Source organism: Microbacterium tenebrionis, from assembly GCF_903645325.1.
GTDB classification, from domain to species: Bacteria; Actinomycetota; Actinomycetes; order Actinomycetales; family Microbacteriaceae; genus Microbacterium; species Microbacterium tenebrionis.
The window spans coordinates 13,868-31,992 of record NZ_CAHJXQ010000003.1 but is presented as its reverse complement, the minus strand read 5'-3'; the positions used below and the strand labels follow the sequence as shown (position 1 = coordinate 31,992).

At 68.4% G+C, this 18,125-nt stretch carries 17 protein-coding genes, 1 tRNA gene and 1 pseudogene; 16 read left to right on the top strand and 3 right to left on the bottom strand.

Annotated elements, in window-relative coordinates; genetic code table 11:
- Positions 1 to 50 precede the first annotated feature (50 nt).
- The 6 genes from HWX58_RS06335 (at position 51) to HWX58_RS06310 (ending at position 6,540) form a co-directional block, all read left to right on the top strand.
- Positions 51 to 266 carry a heavy-metal-associated domain-containing protein gene (locus HWX58_RS06335; RefSeq protein WP_031289808.1) on the top strand — a complete coding sequence of 72 codons (216 nt, stop codon included), beginning with the start codon at positions 51 to 53 and terminating at the stop codon, positions 264 to 266.
- 1 nt (position 267) lies between these two features.
- Positions 268 to 1,254, top strand: a complete 987-nt coding sequence (locus HWX58_RS06330; protein WP_017883415.1) for a DUF8832 domain-containing protein — start codon at positions 268 to 270, stop codon at positions 1,252 to 1,254.
- Positions 1,244 to 3,574 (top strand): heavy metal translocating P-type ATPase, encoded by a 2,331-nt coding sequence (locus HWX58_RS06325; RefSeq protein WP_175986191.1) that lies wholly within the window; start codon positions 1,244 to 1,246, stop codon positions 3,572 to 3,574. Before HWX58_RS06330 ends, HWX58_RS06325 begins: the two co-directional genes overlap by 11 nt.
- A 36-nt stretch (positions 3,575 to 3,610) precedes the next feature.
- Complete coding sequence (locus HWX58_RS06320) at positions 3,611 to 3,880, top strand: YHS domain-containing protein (RefSeq protein ID WP_031289811.1); 270 nt, start codon at positions 3,611 to 3,613, stop codon at positions 3,878 to 3,880.
- 105 nt (positions 3,881 to 3,985) lie between these two features.
- A complete protein-coding gene (locus HWX58_RS06315) occupies positions 3,986 to 6,184 on the top strand; it encodes a heavy metal translocating P-type ATPase (protein ID WP_175986190.1) in 2,199 nt (732 codons plus the stop codon).
- 41 nt (positions 6,185 to 6,225) lie between these two features.
- Positions 6,226 to 6,540, top strand: a complete 315-nt coding sequence (locus HWX58_RS06310) for a metal-sensitive transcriptional regulator (RefSeq protein WP_017883419.1) — start codon at positions 6,226 to 6,228, stop codon at positions 6,538 to 6,540.
- Here the strand turns inward: HWX58_RS06310 and HWX58_RS06305 are convergent.
- Entirely contained in the window at positions 6,535 to 6,735 is a 201-nt protein-coding gene (locus tag HWX58_RS06305) for a hypothetical protein (RefSeq protein WP_175986189.1), read from the bottom strand. The two genes, HWX58_RS06310 and HWX58_RS06305, sit on opposite strands and share 6 nt — an antisense overlap.
- Between HWX58_RS06305 and HWX58_RS06300 the strand changes: the two genes are divergently transcribed.
- The 3 genes from HWX58_RS06300 to HWX58_RS06290 all read left to right on the top strand — a co-directional run bounded on the left by HWX58_RS06300 (position 6,734) and on the right by HWX58_RS06290 (position 9,264).
- A complete protein-coding gene (locus HWX58_RS06300; protein WP_175986188.1) occupies positions 6,734 to 7,630 on the top strand; it encodes a helix-turn-helix transcriptional regulator in 897 nt (298 codons plus the stop codon). The genes HWX58_RS06305 and HWX58_RS06300 overlap by 2 nt on opposite strands.
- Before the next feature lie 232 nt (positions 7,631 to 7,862).
- On the top strand, positions 7,863 to 8,192 hold the full coding sequence (locus tag HWX58_RS06295) for a bifunctional DNA primase/polymerase (RefSeq protein WP_175986187.1): 330 nt from the start codon (positions 7,863 to 7,865) through the stop codon (positions 8,190 to 8,192).
- Complete coding sequence (locus tag HWX58_RS06290) at positions 8,152 to 9,264, top strand: recombinase family protein (RefSeq protein WP_175986580.1); 1,113 nt, start codon at positions 8,152 to 8,154, stop codon at positions 9,262 to 9,264. The genes HWX58_RS06295 and HWX58_RS06290 overlap by 41 nt, the downstream gene beginning before the upstream one ends.
- Here the strand turns inward: HWX58_RS06290 and HWX58_RS06285 are convergent.
- A tRNA-Val gene (locus HWX58_RS06285) sits at positions 9,224 to 9,296 on the bottom strand. The genes HWX58_RS06290 and HWX58_RS06285 overlap by 41 nt on opposite strands.
- 157 nt (positions 9,297 to 9,453) lie before the next feature.
- On the opposite strand from HWX58_RS06285, the gene aceE reads away from it, so the two are divergent.
- The 7 genes and pseudogenes from aceE to HWX58_RS06250 all read left to right on the top strand — a co-directional run bounded on the left by aceE (position 9,454) and on the right by HWX58_RS06250 (position 17,511).
- On the top strand, positions 9,454 to 12,180 hold the full coding sequence (gene aceE / locus HWX58_RS06280) for a pyruvate dehydrogenase (acetyl-transferring), homodimeric type (RefSeq protein WP_175986186.1): 2,727 nt from the start codon (positions 9,454 to 9,456) through the stop codon (positions 12,178 to 12,180).
- 31 nt (positions 12,181 to 12,211) lie between these two features.
- Positions 12,212 to 13,403: pseudogene (locus tag HWX58_RS06275) on the top strand (PucR family transcriptional regulator).
- A 90-nt stretch (positions 13,404 to 13,493) separates the two neighbouring features.
- Entirely contained in the window at positions 13,494 to 14,414 is a 921-nt protein-coding gene (locus tag HWX58_RS06270) for an ACP S-malonyltransferase (RefSeq protein ID WP_175986185.1), read from the top strand.
- Positions 14,411 to 15,418 (top strand): beta-ketoacyl-ACP synthase III, encoded by a 1,008-nt coding sequence (locus HWX58_RS06265; RefSeq protein ID WP_175986184.1) that lies wholly within the window; start codon positions 14,411 to 14,413, stop codon positions 15,416 to 15,418. The genes HWX58_RS06270 and HWX58_RS06265 overlap by 4 nt, the downstream gene beginning before the upstream one ends.
- A gap of 66 nt (positions 15,419 to 15,484) precedes the next feature.
- Positions 15,485 to 15,733, top strand: coding sequence for an acyl carrier protein (locus HWX58_RS06260; RefSeq protein WP_175986183.1), 249 nt, complete (start codon positions 15,485 to 15,487; stop codon positions 15,731 to 15,733).
- A 75-nt stretch (positions 15,734 to 15,808) separates the two neighbouring features.
- The gene (locus HWX58_RS06255) at positions 15,809 to 17,050 is read left to right on the top strand and encodes a beta-ketoacyl-[acyl-carrier-protein] synthase family protein (protein WP_175986182.1); all 1,242 of its coding nucleotides are present in this window, start codon (positions 15,809 to 15,811) and stop codon (positions 17,048 to 17,050) included.
- Positions 17,050 to 17,511: an ASCH domain-containing protein gene (locus HWX58_RS06250; RefSeq protein ID WP_175986181.1), complete on the top strand. Its 462-nt coding sequence runs from the start codon at positions 17,050 to 17,052 to the stop codon at positions 17,509 to 17,511. The genes HWX58_RS06255 and HWX58_RS06250 overlap by 1 nt, the downstream gene beginning before the upstream one ends.
- Positions 17,512 to 17,620: 109 nt before the next feature.
- Here HWX58_RS06250 and HWX58_RS06245 read toward each other — a convergent pair whose 3' ends face one another.
- The gene (locus tag HWX58_RS06245) at positions 17,621 to 18,124 is read right to left on the bottom strand and encodes a DUF3145 domain-containing protein (protein WP_175986180.1); all 504 of its coding nucleotides are present in this window, start codon (positions 18,122 to 18,124) and stop codon (positions 17,621 to 17,623) included.
- Between the last annotated feature and the right edge of the window lies 1 nt (position 18,125).

The window sequence follows — 18,125 nt, the reverse complement described above, 5'->3', positions numbered from 1 at the left end:
CCTGGGGTATATGGTTACAGAAGTCAGACACGAGTGAAGGAGATTTGATCATGAGCACGACCACCACTGAGTTCCAGGTGACCGGGATGAGCTGCGGGCACTGCGAGACCGCGATCCGCAGCGAGGTCTCCGAGATCCCCGGCGTCACCGGGATCGAGGTCAGCGCTCAGACCGGGCGCCTGGCCGTGACCGCCGAGCAGCCGATCGAGGACGCCACGGTGATCGCGGCGGTCGATGAGGCCGGCTACACCGCCGTCAGGAGCTGAGATGAAAGCCCCTGCACGGCTGGGCCTGTACGGGCTGGTTCTCGTGGCCGTGTTCGCCGTGGCCGCTTTCACGGCGAACGCGATCGTCCCCGACTCCACTGTGCAGGCCTGGGCAGAAGAGACCACCGACAACAACCACACGGAAGGACACGACATGACCGGCGACGACCCCCACGCAGGCCACACTTCCGGCGCCGATGCGGCGTCGCTGGGCCTGGGGCTGGCGCAGGACGGCTACCAGCTCACCGGCGTCACCGCCCCGACCGCGACCGGCGAGGACGGTGAGCTGTCGCTGACGGTCACCGGGCCCGACGGGCACCCGGTCACCGACTTCGAGCTGGAGCATGAGAAGGAGCTGCACCTGATCGTGGTGCGCTCCGACGGGCAGCACTTCCGCCACGTCCACCCCGAACGCGACAACCAGGGTGCCTGGTCGATCCCGTGGGAGTGGGAGGCCGCCGGCTCCTACCGGGTGTTCGCCGACTTCGTGCCTACCGAGACCGGCTCGGGCATGACGCTGTCGACCTCGGTGCAGGTCGCCGGGGACTACGCGCCCGCTCCCGCCGACGGACCGGTGACCGAGACCACGGTCGACGGATACACCGTCGCCGTGTCCGGCGATCTGGTCGCCGGTTCCGGGTCGGAGTTGACGATGACGATCACTCAGGACGGTGAGCCGGTCACCGCGCTCGAGCCCTATCTGGGAGCGTTCGGGCACCTCGTCGCGCTGCGCGACGGGGACCTGGCCTATCTGCACGTCCACCCGCACGGCGACGCCCCCGAAGCGGGTGAGACCTCCGGGCCGGAGATCGTGTTCGAGGCCACCGCGCCCACGCCGGGCCGGTACCTGCTGTTCCTCGACTTCCAGATCGACGGGCAGGTGCATACCGCCCCGCTCGTGGTGGACACCACCGGCGAGGCATCGCCGGACGGCGGCAGCCACGAGGGCGCCGGCGGGCATGAGGAAGGAGGAGACCATGAGCACTGACAGCGCCACCGCGGCCGGTGCCCGCGCTGCCGGGATCGAGCTGCAGATCGGTGGCATGACGTGCGCGTCGTGCGCGAACCGGATCGAGAAGAAGCTCAACAAGCTCGACGGAGTGACCGCGAGCGTGAACTACGCGACTGAGAAGGCCAGCGTCACCGCACCCGAGGGCTACGATCCGCAGCTGCTCGTCGCCGAGGTGGAGAAGACCGGCTACACCGCCGAGCTCCCCACCCCCAAGGGCGAAACACCCAAGGATGGTGAGGGAGGCGAGTCCCGTGAGGACGCCGAGCTACGGTCGCTGCGGCAGCGGCTCATCGGCTCCGCGGTGCTGGCGGTGCCGGTCATCGCGATGGCGATGATCCCCGCGCTGCAGTTCGACTACTGGGGCTTCGCTTCTCTGGCACTCGCCGCCCCGGTCGTGGTGTGGGCGGGCTGGCCGTTCCACAAGGCCGCCTGGATGAACCTCAGGCACGGCGCCGCGACGATGGACACCCTCATCTCCGTGGGCACGACCGCGGCGATGATCTGGTCGCTGGTCGCCCTGTTCTTCGGCACCGCCGGGGACCGGGGCGTGGTGCACCCCTTCGAGTTCACCATCTCCCGTTCCGACGGGCTCGGGCACATCTATCTCGAAGTCGCCGCCGGGGTGATCACCTTCATCCTGCTCGGTCGCTACTTCGAGAAGCGCTCCAAGCGACGCGCCGGCGCCGCCCTGCGCGCCCTGCTCGAACTCGGCGCGAAAGAAGTCTCGGTTCTCCGCAATGGTCAGGAGCAGCGGGTCTCCATCGATGAGCTGACCGTGGGTGATGAGTTCGTGGTGAGGCCCGGCGAGAAGATCGCCACCGACGGGGTCATCACCTCGGGCAACTCCGCGATCGACGCCTCGATGCTCACCGGCGAATCCGTGCCCGTCGAGGTCAGCGAAGGCGACGCCGTGACCGGCGCGACGGTGAATGCCGGCGGTCGGCTCGTCGTCCAGGCCACCCGCGTCGGCTCGGATACGCAGCTGGCGCAGATGGCGAAGCTCGTCGAGGATGCCCAGTCGGGCAAGGCCGAGATTCAACGCCTGGCCGACAAGGTCTCCGGAGTGTTCGTGCCCATCGCCATCGCCGTGGCGGTCGGCGCCCTGGGCGCATGGATCGGGGCCGGGTTCCCGCTCAGCGCGGGCTTCACCGCCGCCGTCGCCGTGCTCATCATCGCCTGCCCCTGCGCCCTCGGTCTCGCGACCCCGACGGCGCTGCTGGTCGGCACCGGACGGGGCGCGCAGATGGGTGTCCTCATCAAGGGGCCTGAGGTACTGGAGTCCACCAAGAAGGTCGACACGATCGTCCTCGACAAGACCGGCACCGTCACCACCGGCAAGATGACCCTCACCCACGTCATCACCGCCGACGGCGTGGACCGGGCCGAGCTGCTGCGCATCGCTGGCGGCCTGGAGGACTACTCCGAGCACCCCATCGCCCAGGCCATCGCCACCGGAGCGACCAGCGAGGTGGGCGAGCTGCCCGCCCCGGAATCCTTCGAGAACATCGAAGGCAAGGGCGTCCAGGGCGTCGTCGCCGGTCATGCCGTCGTCGCCGGCCGTGAGTCCCTGCTGGCGGACTGGTCGATCCACCTCGATAGAGACCTCCGTGCCGCGAAGCAGGCCGCGGAAGCCGAGGGCAAGACCGCGATCGCGATCGGCTGGGACGGTGCCGCCCGTGGCGTGCTAGTGGTCTCCGACCAGATCAAGCCCACCAGCAAGCAGGCCATCGCCCAGTTCACCGAACTCGGTCTGACCCCGGTGCTGCTCACCGGCGACAACCAGGCCGTGGCCGAGCAGGTCGCCGCCGAGGTCGGCATCGAGCAGGTGATCGCCGAGGTGCTACCCAAGGACAAGGTCGATGTCGTCGCCCGGCTGCAAGCAGAAGGCAAGGTCGTCGCGATGGTCGGCGATGGCGTCAACGACGCCCCTGCGCTCGCCCAAGCCGACCTGGGCCTGGCGATGGGCACCGGCACCGATGTCGCGATCGAGGCCGCCGACATCACCCTGGTGCGCGGCGACCTGCGGGCCGCCGCCGACGCGATCCGGCTCGCCCGGCACACACTGCGAACGATCAAGACGAACCTATTCTGGGCCTTCGCCTACAACACCGCCGCGATCCCGCTCGCCGCCTTCGGGCTGCTCAACCCCATGCTCGCCGGCGCGGCCATGGCCCTGTCGTCCGTGTTCGTCGTGTCCAACAGCCTGCGGCTGCGGACCTTCAAGGCCCGCGCGGACGACACCAGCGCTCCGGCACCCGCCGGACCGACACCGGCTCGCGAACCGGTGAACGCCTGACCCACCCGTCATTGACACAACACGAAAGGAAGCACGATGACTGCACACGAGAACCTGAACCTGACCGACACGTCCTCGAGCGGTGGGAGCTGCTGCGGACACACACCCAGTGCGGAGGCCATCGCTCAGACTCCGGCCGATGAGATGACCGAATGCAAGGTGATGGCCGGCACCCCCGTCGTCAAGGCGCAGGCGGAGGAAGCCGGTCTCTACCGCGACTACCAGGGCCAGCGGTACTGGTTCTGCTGCGCCGCCTGCGGACCCCTGTTCGACGCTGATCCCGACCGCTACGCGAACGCCGCCTGACGGCATCTGGTTCCGCGCTCCCGACGACCGGACCTGCACGGGAGCGCGGAACCTTCGCCCCGGTCTCGCCTCTGGGCTGGGGTAACGAACAAAGGAGACGAGACCATGAGCAACGATCCCTCGACACGATCGCACGCCCACCCTGAGCACGCGGACGTTCAGCACGCGCACCACGACGAGCCGAACACCCACGCCGGTCACCACTCGCACGACCATCACCAGGGTCACGGCGAGGCTTCCGGCCGCCACCACGACGGCCATGACGCTCACGCCCACCACGAGGGTCACGGCGGACATGGTCACGGGCATGCCGGACACGGAGATCACGTCGGACAGTTCCGGCGCCTGTTCTGGATCATGCTCGTTCTCGCCGTCCCGGTTGTGGGCTTCAACGACATGTTCGCCCACCTCATCGGTTATCACCTGCCCGAAGCTGCATGGGTGTCTTGGGTGTCGCCTGTGCTGGGCACGGTCGTCTACTTCTGGGGCGGCTGGCCCTTCCTGACGGGCGGGCTGAGCGAGATCCGCTCCCGCAGACCGGGGATGATGCTGCTCATCGCGTTGGCGATCACTGTCGCGTTCCTCGCGTCCTGGGGTGCGAGCCTCGGCATCCTGCACCACGAACTGAACTTCTGGTGGGAGCTGGCGCTGCTGGTGGTGATCATGTTGCTCGGCCACTGGATCGAGATGCGATCGCTCGCCCAAACCACCTCCGCGCTGGACTCCCTCGCCGCGCTGCTGCCCGACGAAGCCGAGAGAATCGACGGCGACGATATCGTGAAGGTCGCTCCTGCTGATCTGGCTGTCGGCGACGTGGTGATAGTCCGTCCGGGATCCTCGGTGCCCGCCGATGGAAAGATCGTCGACGGGTCGGCCTCGATGGACGAGTCGATGGTCACCGGCGAGTCCAAGACGGTGCGCCGGGAGACCGGGGATCAGGTGGTCGCCGGCACCGTGGCCACCGACTCCGGACTGCGGGTCGAGGTCACCGCGACCGGCGACGACACCGCGCTCGCCGGTATCCAGAAGCTCGTCTCCGACGCACAGGCGTCTTCCTCCCGCGCGCAGCGGATCGCCGACACCGCGGCCGCGTGGCTGTTCTGGTTCGCCCTGGGCGCGGCGGCAATCACCGCCGTCATCTGGTCGCTCGTCGGCCTGCCCGACGCCGCCGTGGTCCGCACGATCACCGTGCTGGTCATCGCCTGCCCGCACGCGCTCGGCCTGGCGATCCCGCTGGTGGTGTCGATCGCGACCGAACGCGCCGCCCGCGGCGGAGTGCTCATCAAAGACCGTCTCGCGCTGGAGTCCATGCGCACCGTGGACGCGGTGCTGTTCGACAAGACCGGCACCCTCACTAAGGGCGAGCCGACGGTGACCGCCATCGATCCCTCCGGCACCCGAACCGAGGACGAAGTGTTGGCGCTGGCCGCCGCCGCGGAGGCCGACAGCGAGCACCCGCTCGCCCGGGCCATCGTCGGCGCGGCCCGCACCCGGAAACTCGACGTGCCCGCGGCCACGGACTTCTCGTCCTCCCCGGCAGTCGGTGTCAAGGCCACCGTCGATGAAAGCGTCATCGAGGTCGGCGGACCGTACCTGCTCGACCAGCACGAGGCGGACGAGCTCCCCGTCGCCGACACCTGGCGCGAGGAAGGTGCGATTATCCTGCATGTGCTCGCCGATGGCGAGGTCATCGGCGCCCTGCGGCTGGCCGACGAGATCCGGCCCGAGTCCCGCGAAGCCGTCGATGCGCTCCATGCAGCCGGGGTGCAGGTCGTGATGATTACCGGCGACGCCCAGGCCGTCGCCGACACCGTCGCGAAGGATCTCGGCATCGACCGGGTCTTCGCGGGCGTGCGACCGGAGGACAAGGCCGCCAAGGTCGCCGAACTCCAGGACGAGGGCCGCAAGGTCGCCATGGTCGGCGACGGCGTGAACGACGCCCCGGCGCTGGCCCAGGCCGACGTCGGCATCGCGATCGGAGCGGGCACGGACGTGGCGATCGGATCGGCGGGCGTCATTCTCGCCTCCTCCGATCCGCGATCGGTGCTCTCGGTAATCGAGCTCTCACGGGCGACGTTCCGGAAGATGAAGCAGAACCTGTGGTGGGCGGCCGGCTACAACCTCGTCTCCGTCCCGCTGGCCGCGGGCGTCCTCGCACCCATCGGGTTCGTGCTGCCGATGAGCATCGGCGCGATCCTCATGTCCGTCTCCACCGTGGTCGTCGCCCTCAACGCCCAGTTGCTGCGCAGGCTCGACCTCACCCCGCAAGCCAGCACTGCCAGAATCCTCGACCGTGCCGCATGACCATGCGTCGGCCGAACCGCGCCCGTTAGGAGGCCATCGATATGGACACCCCGAGCATCGCCACCGCACCGGTGACTCACGGCTACATCACGGAGAAGGAACGCTATCTCGCACGGCTCAGACGCATCGAGGGTCAGGCCCGTGGCATCCACCGGATGATCGAGGAGGACACCTACTGCATCGACATCCTCACCCAGATCAGTGCGATCACTTCCGCGCTGGAGAACGTCGCTCTCGGACTGCTCGATGACCACCTCAGACACTGCGTCGCCGGAGCTATCCAGCACGACGGCACTGAGGCCGAAGTAAAGCTCAAGGAAGCGTCCGACGCCATAGCCAGACTCGTGAAGTCATGAGAGGAACGTCATGAGCATGATTGGACGCGCGATGCGATCCACACTCGACACCAGCGAGATCAGCGTGTCCGTGAGTCGCTGCTGCAACGCCGTGAGATGGGTCATCATCGCGACCACGCGGAAAAGCAAGAGCCACCGATAGCGGTCGGCCTGGTCTTCCTTTGCCGGCATCACGAGAGCGCTGTGGGCCGACATGACATGTTACGACGCCTTGATTGCTCGGACGCGCACCATCCATCGTCCGATTGGTCCAGTCGCCTACGACTGCGTGAGGGTTATCGTCGTCCGCGACGGTTCTGCCTTCTTGTTCAGTGAGTTCGGACAGCAACCGATCAAGTCCGGTGATGTGGTGCTGCTCGGAGCGAACGTCCTGTGCGGAAGCGAGCCGGAGGGCCACATCACCGTGACCACGGTCTATCTCGATACCGACTATGTGCTTGACCAGGTGCGGTGGCAGTACGCCGGGTTCGTCTGCGATCGGCTCGACGCGCAGGGTTTCGCGGACGCCATCTATTCCGAGCCCGCGCAGATTCTCCGGCTGGGCGAGGATCGCGCCGGGATGCTCATGCCTTGGCTGGACGAGTTGGTCGCGTTAAGTGTAGACGGCGACTTCGTGCGGCACTACCTGCGGATACAGGCGCTGTGGTTCCAGGTTGCCTACGTCATCGCCCCACACATCACCGTTTCCCCGGTGCGGATCTCGCCGTCGCAGCGTGCGCATATCCGGCCCACGCTCCCGCGTGATCGCCGGTTCGCGCCGCTGCGGGTCGAGGCACGCCGGGCCGCTGCCCTGCTGCGCGAGAACCCCGCACGCCGGTGGACGCTGGACGATCTCGCCGCCGAGGTGCATCTGTCGCCGTCACGGTTGTCCAGCGTATTCGTCGAGGCCTACGGCAAGACCCCGCTGGCGTATCTGACGATGCTCCGCGCCGAGCACCTGGCAAAATATCTACGCGAGACCGATCTAACGGTCGCGGCTGCGATGCTGCGAGTCGGCTGGCACTCCCGTTCCCATGCCACCCGATTGTTCCGCCAGTACGTCGGCGTCACCCCCGGCCACTACCGCCAGATGCGCGCACAGACCGTCTGAGCGATGTGCCCGTTCTGGTTACTCTGTGCCGCTTCTTCGAGACCGTCGACCTCCCGTCGTTTCTGGCGCGGATTGACTGGTAGTCCGGTAGAGACTCGTCGGGTTCTTCACGAAGCCTGACGGTCAGAGTCTCGTTTCCTTGTCCGTCTCGTCTGCGTGATCCTCCCGACGTACCTCACGGTCGTACGGTCGCCCCGCTACGGGGTGGCCTCCGGCGGAAGGAGGTCTGGCGATGGCTGAGGTACGCGACGCTCGCACGGCGCAGGACGTGATCGCGCGCCGGGCTTCGTCGGTCGCTGCGGTGTTCTCCCGGCTCGGCGAGGGCGTACCGCTGCCTCTCGTTGCGCGCGAGCTGGCCCGGCTCGATGTGCCGGTCTTCCCGTGCGCGCCAGACGGGAAACGCCCGATTCCTGAGCGTGGTTTCCACGAGGCAACCACTGATGCCGGGCAGGTGGAGGCGTGGTGGCGACGGCAAGGTCACCAAGGGGTTGACGCAGAAGTTCGAGACCGGCGGCACCCCGATGCGCGCCCCGATCGGCTACCTCAACGTCCGCAAGCGTGATGAGCAGGGCCGCGAGTACCGCACCGTCGAGATCGACGCCGAACGCGCACCGCTGGTGCGGTGGGTGTTCGAGCAGTACGCCGCCGGGGAACGCACCGTCGTTGATCTGCTCGCGGACGTGACCGCGCGCGGGCTGACCAGCGTGCCGACCCCGAAGCGACCCTCGGGCCCGGTTGGGCGCTCGACGTTCTTCGATCTGCTGCGCAACCCGTACTACATCGGGATCGTCCGCTACAAAGGCGCGGAACAGACCGGCACGCACGAGCCGTTGGTCGATGTCGAGACCTGGCAACAGGTGCAACGGTTGCTCGACTCGCGCAAGAAAGCCTCCGAACGGCGACGCACCCACGACCACTACCTGAAAGGCTCGCTGTTCTGCGGGTCGTGCGGGTCGCGGATGCAGCTGGACTTCCCGGCCAACCGTCAGGGCGTCCGCTACGCCTACTACGTCTGCTCCGGGCGAGCCTCGAAGCGGAAGAGCTGCACCCGCCGCGCGGTGCCGGTTGGGATCGCCGAGCAACTCGTTGCTGACTGCTACCGCGAGATCGCGATCACCGAAGAGGATTACGCCGCGCTCGCGGCACAGGTCGAGGCCGCGTTCGATGAACGCCTCGCCTCCCGCTCTGACGAACTGGCCGAACTGACCGCGAACCGTCAGCGCCTCCAGAACGAGAGCGACAAGCTGCTCGCCGCGCACTTCGCCGACGCGATCGACTTGGAGACCCTCAAGCGTCACCAAGACCGCATCCGCACCGGCCTTGCGGACATCGACCGCAGGCTCGCGACCGAGCACGACCAGCACGAGGGATCACGCAAGCAACTGAGCACCGCGCTCAGCCTGCTGGTCGACTGCGCCACCCTCTACGCCCGCACCGACGACCAAGGCAAGCGCCTGGCCAACCAAGCACTGACCAACGGCATCGAGATCAGCGAAGACGAAAGGGCGACGATCCGGCTCGCTGAGCCGTTCGCCGCCCTCGTACCCGAACCAACATCTACCGATTTCAGCGGTTCTAGTACGTCCGATTGGGTGGGCCCTGCCGGGATCGAACCGACGACATCCACGGTGTAAACGTGGCGCTCTACCAGCTGAGCTAAAGGCCCTGACCCGTCCAGTCTAGCGGCGCGTCTTCGTGGGCGACGCGAGCGGCGAAGAGGGATAGGCTGAGAGAACAGCGCGCGTTGTGCGGAGACGACAACACTCCCCCGTGTCGCTTCCCGTTTCCTTGGCAAGACCTGCCAGCTTGACGAAAGGCTCCACGTGACCGTCCACGATCAGGATCCGTACTCCCAGGGCCCCCTCGACAGCGACCCGGAAGAGACCCGCGAATGGCAGCAGTCGCTCGACGAGCTCGTCGAGGCCAAGGGCCACGGCCGCGGCCGCGAGATCATGCTCAGCATGCTGGGGCGCTCCAAGGAGCTGCACCTGAACGTGCCGATGGTCCCGACCACGGACTACATCAACACCATCGCCTCGGAGAACGAGCCCGAGTTCCCCGGTGACGAAGAGCTCGAGCGCCGCTACCGGCACTGGATCCGCTGGAACGCCGCCATCACCGTGCACCGCGCACAGCGCCCCGGCATCGGCGTCGGCGGACACATCTCCACCTACGCATCGGCGGCCTCGCTCTACGAGGTCGGACACAACCACTTCTTCCGCGGCCAGGACCACCCCTCCGGCGGCGACCAGATCTTCTACCAGGGCCACGCCTCCCCCGGCATGTACGCTCGCGCATTCCTCGAGGGGCGCCTGACCGAGGCGCAGCTCGACGCGTTCCGCCAGGAGAAGTCCGGCGCGCCCAACGGCCTGCCCTCGTACCCGCACCCGCGCATGATGCGCGAGTTCTGGCAGTTCCCCACCGTGTCGATGGGCCTCGGTCCGATCAACGCGATCTACCAGGCGATGACGAACAAGTACCTCGCCAACCGCGGCATCAAGGACGTCGCCGACTCGCACGTCTGGGCGTTCCTCGGCGACGGCGAGATGGACGAGGTCGAATCGCGCGGCCAGCTTCAGGTCGCCGCGAACGAGGGCCTGGACAACCTGACCTTCGTCATCAACGCCAACCTGCAGCGCCTGGACGGACCGGTCCGCGGCAACGGCAAGATCATCCAGGAACTCGAGTCCTACTTCCGCGGCGCGGGCTGGAACGTCATCAAGGTCGTCTGGGGCCGCGAGTGGGACGACCTGCTCGCCCGTGACACCGAGGGCGCGCTGCTGAACCTCATGAACGTCACCCCCGACGGCGACTTCCAGACCTACAAGGCCGAGAGCGGCGCGTTCGTGCGCGAGAACTTCTTCGGCCGCGACGAGCGCACCGCTGCCCTGGTGAAGGACTACACCGACGACCAGATCTGGAAGCTGCGCCGCGGCGGTCACGATTACCGCAAGGTGTACGCGGCGTACAAGGCCGCGATGGAGCACAAGGGCCAGCCGACGGTCATCCTCGCCAAGACCGTCAAGGGCTACGGCCTCGGTCCGCACTTCGAGGGCCGCAACGCGACCCACCAGATGAAGAAGATGACGCTGGACGACCTCAAGCTCTTCCGCGACACCATGCAGATCCCGATCACGGACGCGCAGCTCGAGGAGAACCCGTACCAGCCGCCGTACTTCCACCCCGGTGCGCAGGACGAGACGATCCAGTACATGCTCGAGCGCCGTCGCGAGCTCGGCGGTTTCCTGCCGGAGCGCCGCACGAAGCACGTCGATCTCGCACTCCCCGAGGACAAGGACTACGCCTTCCCGAAGAAGGGCTCGGGCAACCAGGAGGTCGCCACGACGATGGCGTTCGTCCGCATGCTCAAGGACCTTCTGCGCGTGAAGGGCTTCGGCGAGCGGATCGTCCCGATCATCCCGGACGAGGCGCGCACCTTCGGCATGGACTCGTACTTCCCGTCGGCGAAGATCTACAACCCGAACGGCCAGAACTACACCGCCGTCGACCGCGAGCTGCTCCTGGCCTACAAGGAGAGCCCGCAGGGTCAGATCATGCACGTCGGCATCAACGAGGCCGGCGCCACCGCCGCGCTCACCGCGACGGCAACGTCGTACTCGACGCACGGCGAGCCGCTGATCCCGATCTACATCTTCTACTCGATGTTCGGCTACCAGCGCACCGGTGACGCCTTCTGGGCGGCCGCCGACCAGATGGCCCGCGGCTTCGTCATCGGCGCGACCGCCGGACGCACCACGCTCACGGGTGAAGGCACACAGCACGCGGACGGCCACTCGCCGCTGCTCGCATCCACCAACCCGGCGACGGTCACATACGACCCGGCGTACGGCTACGAGGTCGCCCACATCGTGCAGGCGGGTATCGAGCGCATGTACGGCGGGTCGCACCCCGACCCCGATGTCATGTACTACCTGACGGTGTACAACGAGCCGCTCAAGCAGCCTGCGGAGCCCGAGGACGTCGACGTCGAGGGCATTCTGAAGGGCATCCACCGCGTCTCGGAGGGCACCGGCGACGGACCCCGCGTGCAGCTGCTCGCGTCCGGTGTCGGCGTGCCGTGGGCGATCGAGGCCCAGGAGCTCCTGCAGAGCGACTGGGGCGTCGTCGCCGACGTCTGGTCGGTCACCAGCTGGAACGAGCTGCGCCGCGACGGCCTTGCCGCCGACGAGCACAACTTCCTCCACCCGGAGGAGGAGCCGCAGGTCGCGTACCTGACGCAGAAGCTGCAGTCGGCCGAGGGCCCGTTCATCGCCACGAGCGACTACATGCACGCTGTGCAGGACCAGATCCGTCAGTGGGTTCCGGGCGACTTCTACACGCTCGGCGCCGACGGTTTCGGTTTCGCCGACACGCGTGCGGCCGCCCGTCGCTTCTTCAAGATCGACGGTCCGTCCATGGTGGTCCGCGCCCTGCAGGGTCTGGCCGATCAGGGCAAGGTCGACCGCTCGGTCATCGCTCAGGCGATCGCGAAGTACGACCTGCACAACGTGAATGCCGGTACGAGCGGAAATGCCGGCGGCGAAAGCTGAGCCGGGTGTGACCGCATCGTCTCCGGCGTCGATGGACAAGGCCGCGACGCTCGCCTGGCTCCGCCGCATCTCGGGTGATCTCGCGACGGCCACGATCCAGCGCCTCGAGGACACGCTGCCCTGGTACGCCGACATGCCACCGGCCCGCCGCTCCGCGGTCGGGCTGGTGGCTCAGGCCGGCATCACCTCGTTCATCCAGTGGTACGACGACCCGACCTCGACGCCATGGATCGCCGCCGACATCTTCGCGACGGCTCCCCGTGAGCTTCTGCGCAGCGTCAGCCTGACCCAGACGCTCCAGCTCATCCGCGTCACCGTCGAGGTGACGGAGGAACGGGTCGCCGGCAAGGGCGAGCACCTGCGCGAGGCGATCCTGCTGTACTCGCGCGAGGTGGCCTTCGCCGCCGCCGATGTCTACGCCCGCGCCGCCGAGGCGCGCGGTCTGTGGGATGCCAGGCTCGAGGCCCTCGTCGTCGACTCCATCCTCACCGGCGAGGCCGACGAGGAGCTGCCCAGCCGCATCGCCGCCCTCGGGTGGCACGGTCACGGCGAGGTGTGCGTGCTGGTCGGCACGACTCCCCCGCAGTTCGACGTCGATCACGTCCGCCGCACCGCACGCAAGCTCGCCGTCGACGTCCTCATCGGCGTGCAGGGGTCGCGCCTGGTGCTCGTGCTCGGCCGCGCTCAGGCACCCGGCAAGGAGGATGCGGAGGACGAGCTCGCGTTCGACGAGATCGCGACGCGGCTCGAGCCGTCGTTCGGACCCGGATACGTCGTGCTCGGACCCCGGTCGCGCTCTCGTGGATGCCGGCCAGAGCGCCCGCGCGGCACTCGCCGGATTCGCCGCCGCCCGGGCATGGCGCACGGCGCCACGGCCCGTCGAGGCCGCCGCTCTGCTGCCGGAGCGCGCTCTCGCCGGCGATCCGCTCGCCAAGCACACGCTGATCGAGCGGATCTACCGTCCGCTCCAGGCCCACTCGACGGACCTCGTCACGACGCTGTGGAGCTATCTCGACAACGGACGTTCCCTCGAGGCGACTGCCCGCGAGCTGTTCGTGCACCCGAACACCGTCCGCTACCGCCTCAAGCGCGTCAGCGAGGTGATCGGCTGGGATGCCACCGGACCCCGCGAGGCGCTGATCCTGCAGACCGCGCTCATCCTCGGATCGATCGGAACCGCCGATACCGTCCGGCGCCGGCCGGCCGCCCGCCGGACGCGCTGATCGCGACGATGTACGCCACGCACAAACGAATCCACGAATCTTGTGAGGGTGCATCCACCGTTTCGGGCTGATCGTTGGCAGACTGGGGAGGTGATTGTCGCCGCCTGCCCCGGACAGGGCTCTCAGACCCCCGGCTTCCTGACACCCTGGCTCGAACTCGACGGCGTCGAGGAGAGCCTCCGCCGCTACTCCGAAGCCGCCGATGTCGACCTGATCCTGCACGGCACCGAATCGGACGCCGACACGATCCGCGACACGCGCATCGCTCAGCCGCTCATCGTCGCAGCCTCGCTGATCGCGTTGCAGGCCGTCGTCGATCGCGCCGGCCGCACCGCGGACGGGATCGCCGGGCACTCGGTCGGCGAGCTCGCCGCCATCGTCGGCGCGGGCGTCATCCCGGCCGAGGAGACCATGCGTCTCGTCGGCATCCGCGGCCGGGCGATGGCGGATGCCGCCGCCCAGACCCCGACCGGCATGTCGGCGGTGCTGGGAGGCGACGAGCAGGCCGTCCTCGACCGGCTCGCCGAACTCGAGCTCACGCCTGCGAACTACAACGGCGGCGGACAGATCGTCGCCGCAGGGTCGCTGCCGGCTCTGGCCTCCCTCGCGGAGGAGCCCGTCAAGGGCACCCGCGTCATCCCGCTCCAGGTCGCGGGCGCGTTCCACACCTCGTACATGGCGTCTGCGGTCGAGGCGCTCCGTGACGCGGTCGCAGGGACCGCGCCCTCCGATCCCGGAGTCACGCTCTGGACGAACCGGGACGGCTCCGTCGTCGCCTCCGGCGCGCAGGCTCTCGAGTTCATCGTCGAACAGGTCTCCTCCCCTGTCCGCTGGGATCTGTGCATGGCCGCCTTCGCGGATGCCGGCATCTCGGGCATGATCGAGCTCGCACCCGCTGGCGCCCTGACGGGCCTCGCGAAGCGCGGACTGCGGGGTACGCCCGTCGTCGCCGTGAAGACCCCTGATGACCTCGATGCGGCCGCAGCGCTGCTGAACGGAGCCGCAGCATGACCCCCGCACTCAAGCAGACGAGCGGCCCGCAGTACACGCGCATCCTCTCCTACGGCGCCGCGCGCGGCGAGATCGCCGTGCCGAACGAGGACCTCATCGGCCCGATCGACTCGAGCGACGAGTGGATCCGTCAGCGCACGGGCATCGTGACGCGCACGCGCGCCGTCAAGGAGACCGACGCCATCGACCTCGCGGCCATCGCGGCCGCCGAGGCGATCGAGAAGTCCGGGGTCGCGGCATCCGACGTCGATCTGGTCATCGTCGCCACCATCAGCAACCCGAAGCAGTCGCCGTCCGTCTCGGCGATCGTCGCCGACCGCGTCGGCGCGAACCCCGCGGCGGCATACGACATCAACGCCGCGTGCGCGGGCTACGCCTACGCGATCGCTCAGGCCGACGCACTGATCCGGGCCGGTGCCGCGAAGCATGCTCTCGTCATCGGTACGGAGAAGCTCTCCGACATCGTCGACCCCGCAGACCGCAGCATCTCGTTCCTGCTCGGCGATGGCGCGGGCGCCGCCCTCATCGGTCCCAGCGACACGCCCGGCATCGCGCCGGCCGTATGGGGCTCCGACGGATCGAAGGCGGATGCCGTCGGCATGAACCACACGCTGATCGACTACCGCGACGGCGCCGGCGACGTGCCGTGGCCGACCCTGCGCCAGGAAGGCCCCACGGTCTTCCGCTGGGCCGTGTGGGAGATGGCCAAGGTCGCCCGTGAGGCTCTCGAGGTCGCCGGTGTCGAGGCTGCGGACCTCGCGGCGTTCATCCCGCACCAGGCGAACATGCGCATCATCGACGAGTTCGCCAAGCAGCTCAAGCTCCCCGAGACAACGGTGATCGCCCGCGACATCGAGACGACCGGCAACACGTCGGCCGCCTCGATCCCGCTCGCCAGCCACCGGCTGATGGCCGAGCACCCCGAGCTGTCGGGCGGTCTCGCCCTGCAGATCGGATTCGGCGCCGGGCCCGTCTTCGCCGCGCAGGTCGTCGTCCTCCCCTGAACCCCGCATGCCGTTCCCTAGACTGGGCACGGTTCCGAACCCAACCGCAAGAAAGAGGAAATCCACATGGCTTTCACCAACGATGAGGTCCTCGCCGGCCTCGCCGAGCTCGTGACCGACGAAACCGGCATCGACAGCTCCGAGGTCGCGCTCGAGAAGTCCTTCACGGACGACCTGGACATCGACTCGATCTCCATGATGACGATCGTCGTCAACGCCGAGGAGAAGTTCGGCGTCACGATCCCGGACGACGAGGTCAAGAACCTCAAGACCGTCAAGGACGCGGTCGACTTCATCGTCGCCGGCCAGGAGTAACACCTGACGGATGCCACCCCCGCACCCGCGGGGCGTGGCATCCTCCTGCCCCCTCACCTAAGGAACCACACGCACATGACCAAGCGCATCGTCGTCACGGGCATCGGCGCCACCTCCGCCATCGGCGGCACCGCGCCGGAGAACTGGACCAACCTGCTCGCCGGAGTCTCCGGTGGCCGCTCGCTGGAGCACGACTGGGTCGCCGAATACGACCTCCCCGTCACGTTCGCCGCCGAGGCCATCGTCCGCCCGGAGACGGTGCTGGCCCGCCCGCAGGCGAAGCGTCTGGATCCGTCGTCGCAGTTCGCGATGGTCGCGGCCATGGAGGCCTGGGAGGACGCGGGCTCCCCCGACGTCGACCCGGAGCGCCTGGGCATCGACTTCGCGACAGGCATCGGCGGCGTGTGGACCCTGCTGGACGCGTGGGACACCCTCCGCGAGAAGGGCCCGCGCCGCGTCATGCCGATGACGGTGCCGATGCTCATGCCCAATGCGGCAGCGGGCAACTTGTCGCTGCACTTCCAGGCGCGCGCCTTCGCACGAACGGTCGCATCGGCCTGCGCCTCGAGCACGGAATCGCTCGTGAACGCCTACGAGCACCTTCAGTCCGGGCTCGCCGACGTCGTCATCGCCGGCGGCACCGAGTCGGCCATCCACCCCATCACGGTGGCGTCCTTCGCGTCCATGCAGGCACTGTCGCGTCGCAACGACGACCCGGCCACCGCATCGCGCCCCTACTCCGTCGATCGTGACGGGTTCGTCATGGGCGAGGGCGCCGGAGTGCTCATCCTCGAGACCGAGGAGCACGCCAAGGCGCGTGGCGCGAAGATCTACGCCGAGCTCGTCGGCGGTGGAGTGACCGCCGATTCGTACCACATCACCGCGAACGACCCGGAGGGCCGCGGCGCCGAGCGCGCCGTGCGCCTGGCGCTCGAGGTTGCCGGTCGCACTCCCGACGAGATCACCCACGTCAACGCGCATGCGACCTCGACCCCGGTCGGCGACCCGAACGAGTACATCGCGCTGAAGAACGTCATCGGCGATCGCGTGCACGAGATCCCGGTGTCGGCCACCAAGGCGTCGACGGGTCACCTGCTCGGCGGTACGGGCGCTCTCGAGGCGATCTACACGATCCTCGCCATCCGTGACCGCGTCGCTCCGCCGACGATCAACATCACCACGCAGGACCCCGAGATCCCGCTGCGGGTCTCCGGCGATGCGCAGCCGCTGGGCGACGGCCCCCAGCTCGCGATCAGCAACTCCTTCGGCTTCGGCGGCCACAACGCCGTGGTGGCGTTCACGGACTACGAAGGCTGATGGACGCGGTCCCCGCGCACGACGCCTTCTGGGAGAAACTGCGGCGGGCTCGTCCCGACCTGCCTGAACCCGTCCCCGAGGCATGGGCGTTCGGTGCGACCCCTGAGCACGCCGACGGTCTCCTCGAGCTCGTCCTCGCCGGAACGAAGACCGGGACGGCGTCGTCGATCTGGGACTACGAGGCCACCGGGGACCCCCTGCCCGTCGTGGGCGAGTTCAGCATCATCCTGGACGGCTCTGGTGTTCCGCGTGCCGTGATCGAGACGACCGACCTGCAGACCGTGCCGTTTCACCGGGTGCCCGAATCTCACGCGCACGCCGAGGGGGAAGGCGATCGGACGCTGCGACATTGGCGCGCCGTGCACGAGCGCTTCTGGCGCGAGCACTCCGGGAACCCGCGCGGTTTCGAGCCGGACATGCCGGTTCTCTGCGAGCGATTCCGGCTGGTCCATCCGAACTGATGGCGGGGCGCGGGCCGAACTGATGGCGGGGCGCGGGATTCGCGTTCTCAGCCGCCGGGATGAACACCGGCCGCCGATACTTGCGCCTCCCCGCGCCCCGAGCTGTGCGTCAGCCGACCTTGTGCAGCCAGACGACGCTGGCGTCGTCGCTGGCGTGCCGGAACGGCTCGAGCTCCTCGTCCCATGCGGAGCCGAGGGCGACGTCGAGTTCGCGCTGCAGTTCGATGGCGCTGCCCGCTGCGATCTCCATCGCGTAGCGGATGCGGTCTTCGCCGACGACGATGTTGCCGGCGGCGTCCGTCTGCGCGTAGTGGATGCCGAGATCGGGCGTGTGCAGCCAGCGCCCGCCGTCGCTGCGCGGTGTCGGGTCCTCGGTGACCTCGAACCGGAGGTGCTCCCATCCGCGGATCGCGGTCGCGAGAGCGGCGCCCGTGCCGACCGGGCCGTCCCAGTAGAACTCGGCGCGACGAGATCCCTCGAGCACGGGCTGGTCGGCCCAGTCGAAGTTCACCGCACGACCGATGGCGCGTCCGACCGCCCATTCCAGGTGCGGGCAGAGCGCGCGAGGTGCGGAGTGGATGAACACCACTCCGCGTGCGTATGCCGTCGCCATG

Coding starts and splice junctions, on each gene's coding strand:
- HWX58_RS06335 (WP_031289808.1), top strand. CDS start 51: ATGAGCACGACCACCACTGAGTTCCAGGTGACCGGGATGAGCTGCGGG.
- HWX58_RS06330 (WP_017883415.1), top strand. CDS start 268: ATGAAAGCCCCTGCACGGCTGGGCCTGTACGGGCTGGTTCTCGTGGCC.
- HWX58_RS06325 (WP_175986191.1), top strand. CDS start 1,244: ATGAGCACTGACAGCGCCACCGCGGCCGGTGCCCGCGCTGCCGGGATC.
- HWX58_RS06320 (WP_031289811.1), top strand. CDS start 3,611: ATGACTGCACACGAGAACCTGAACCTGACCGACACGTCCTCGAGCGGT.
- HWX58_RS06315 (WP_175986190.1), top strand. CDS start 3,986: ATGAGCAACGATCCCTCGACACGATCGCACGCCCACCCTGAGCACGCG.
- HWX58_RS06310 (WP_017883419.1), top strand. CDS start 6,226: ATGGACACCCCGAGCATCGCCACCGCACCGGTGACTCACGGCTACATC.
- HWX58_RS06300 (WP_175986188.1), top strand. CDS start 6,734: ATGACATGTTACGACGCCTTGATTGCTCGGACGCGCACCATCCATCGT.
- HWX58_RS06305 (WP_175986189.1), bottom strand. CDS start 6,735: ATGTCGGCCCACAGCGCTCTCGTGATGCCGGCAAAGGAAGACCAGGCC.
- HWX58_RS06295 (WP_175986187.1), top strand. CDS start 7,863: ATGGCTGAGGTACGCGACGCTCGCACGGCGCAGGACGTGATCGCGCGC.
- HWX58_RS06290 (WP_175986580.1), top strand. CDS start 8,152: ATGCGCGCCCCGATCGGCTACCTCAACGTCCGCAAGCGTGATGAGCAG.
- HWX58_RS06265 (WP_175986184.1), top strand. CDS start 14,411: ATGACCCCCGCACTCAAGCAGACGAGCGGCCCGCAGTACACGCGCATC.
- HWX58_RS06260 (WP_175986183.1), top strand. CDS start 15,485: ATGGCTTTCACCAACGATGAGGTCCTCGCCGGCCTCGCCGAGCTCGTG.
- HWX58_RS06255 (WP_175986182.1), top strand. CDS start 15,809: ATGACCAAGCGCATCGTCGTCACGGGCATCGGCGCCACCTCCGCCATC.
- HWX58_RS06250 (WP_175986181.1), top strand. CDS start 17,050: ATGGACGCGGTCCCCGCGCACGACGCCTTCTGGGAGAAACTGCGGCGG.
- HWX58_RS06245 (WP_175986180.1), bottom strand. CDS start 18,124: ATGGCGACGGCATACGCACGCGGAGTGGTGTTCATCCACTCCGCACCT.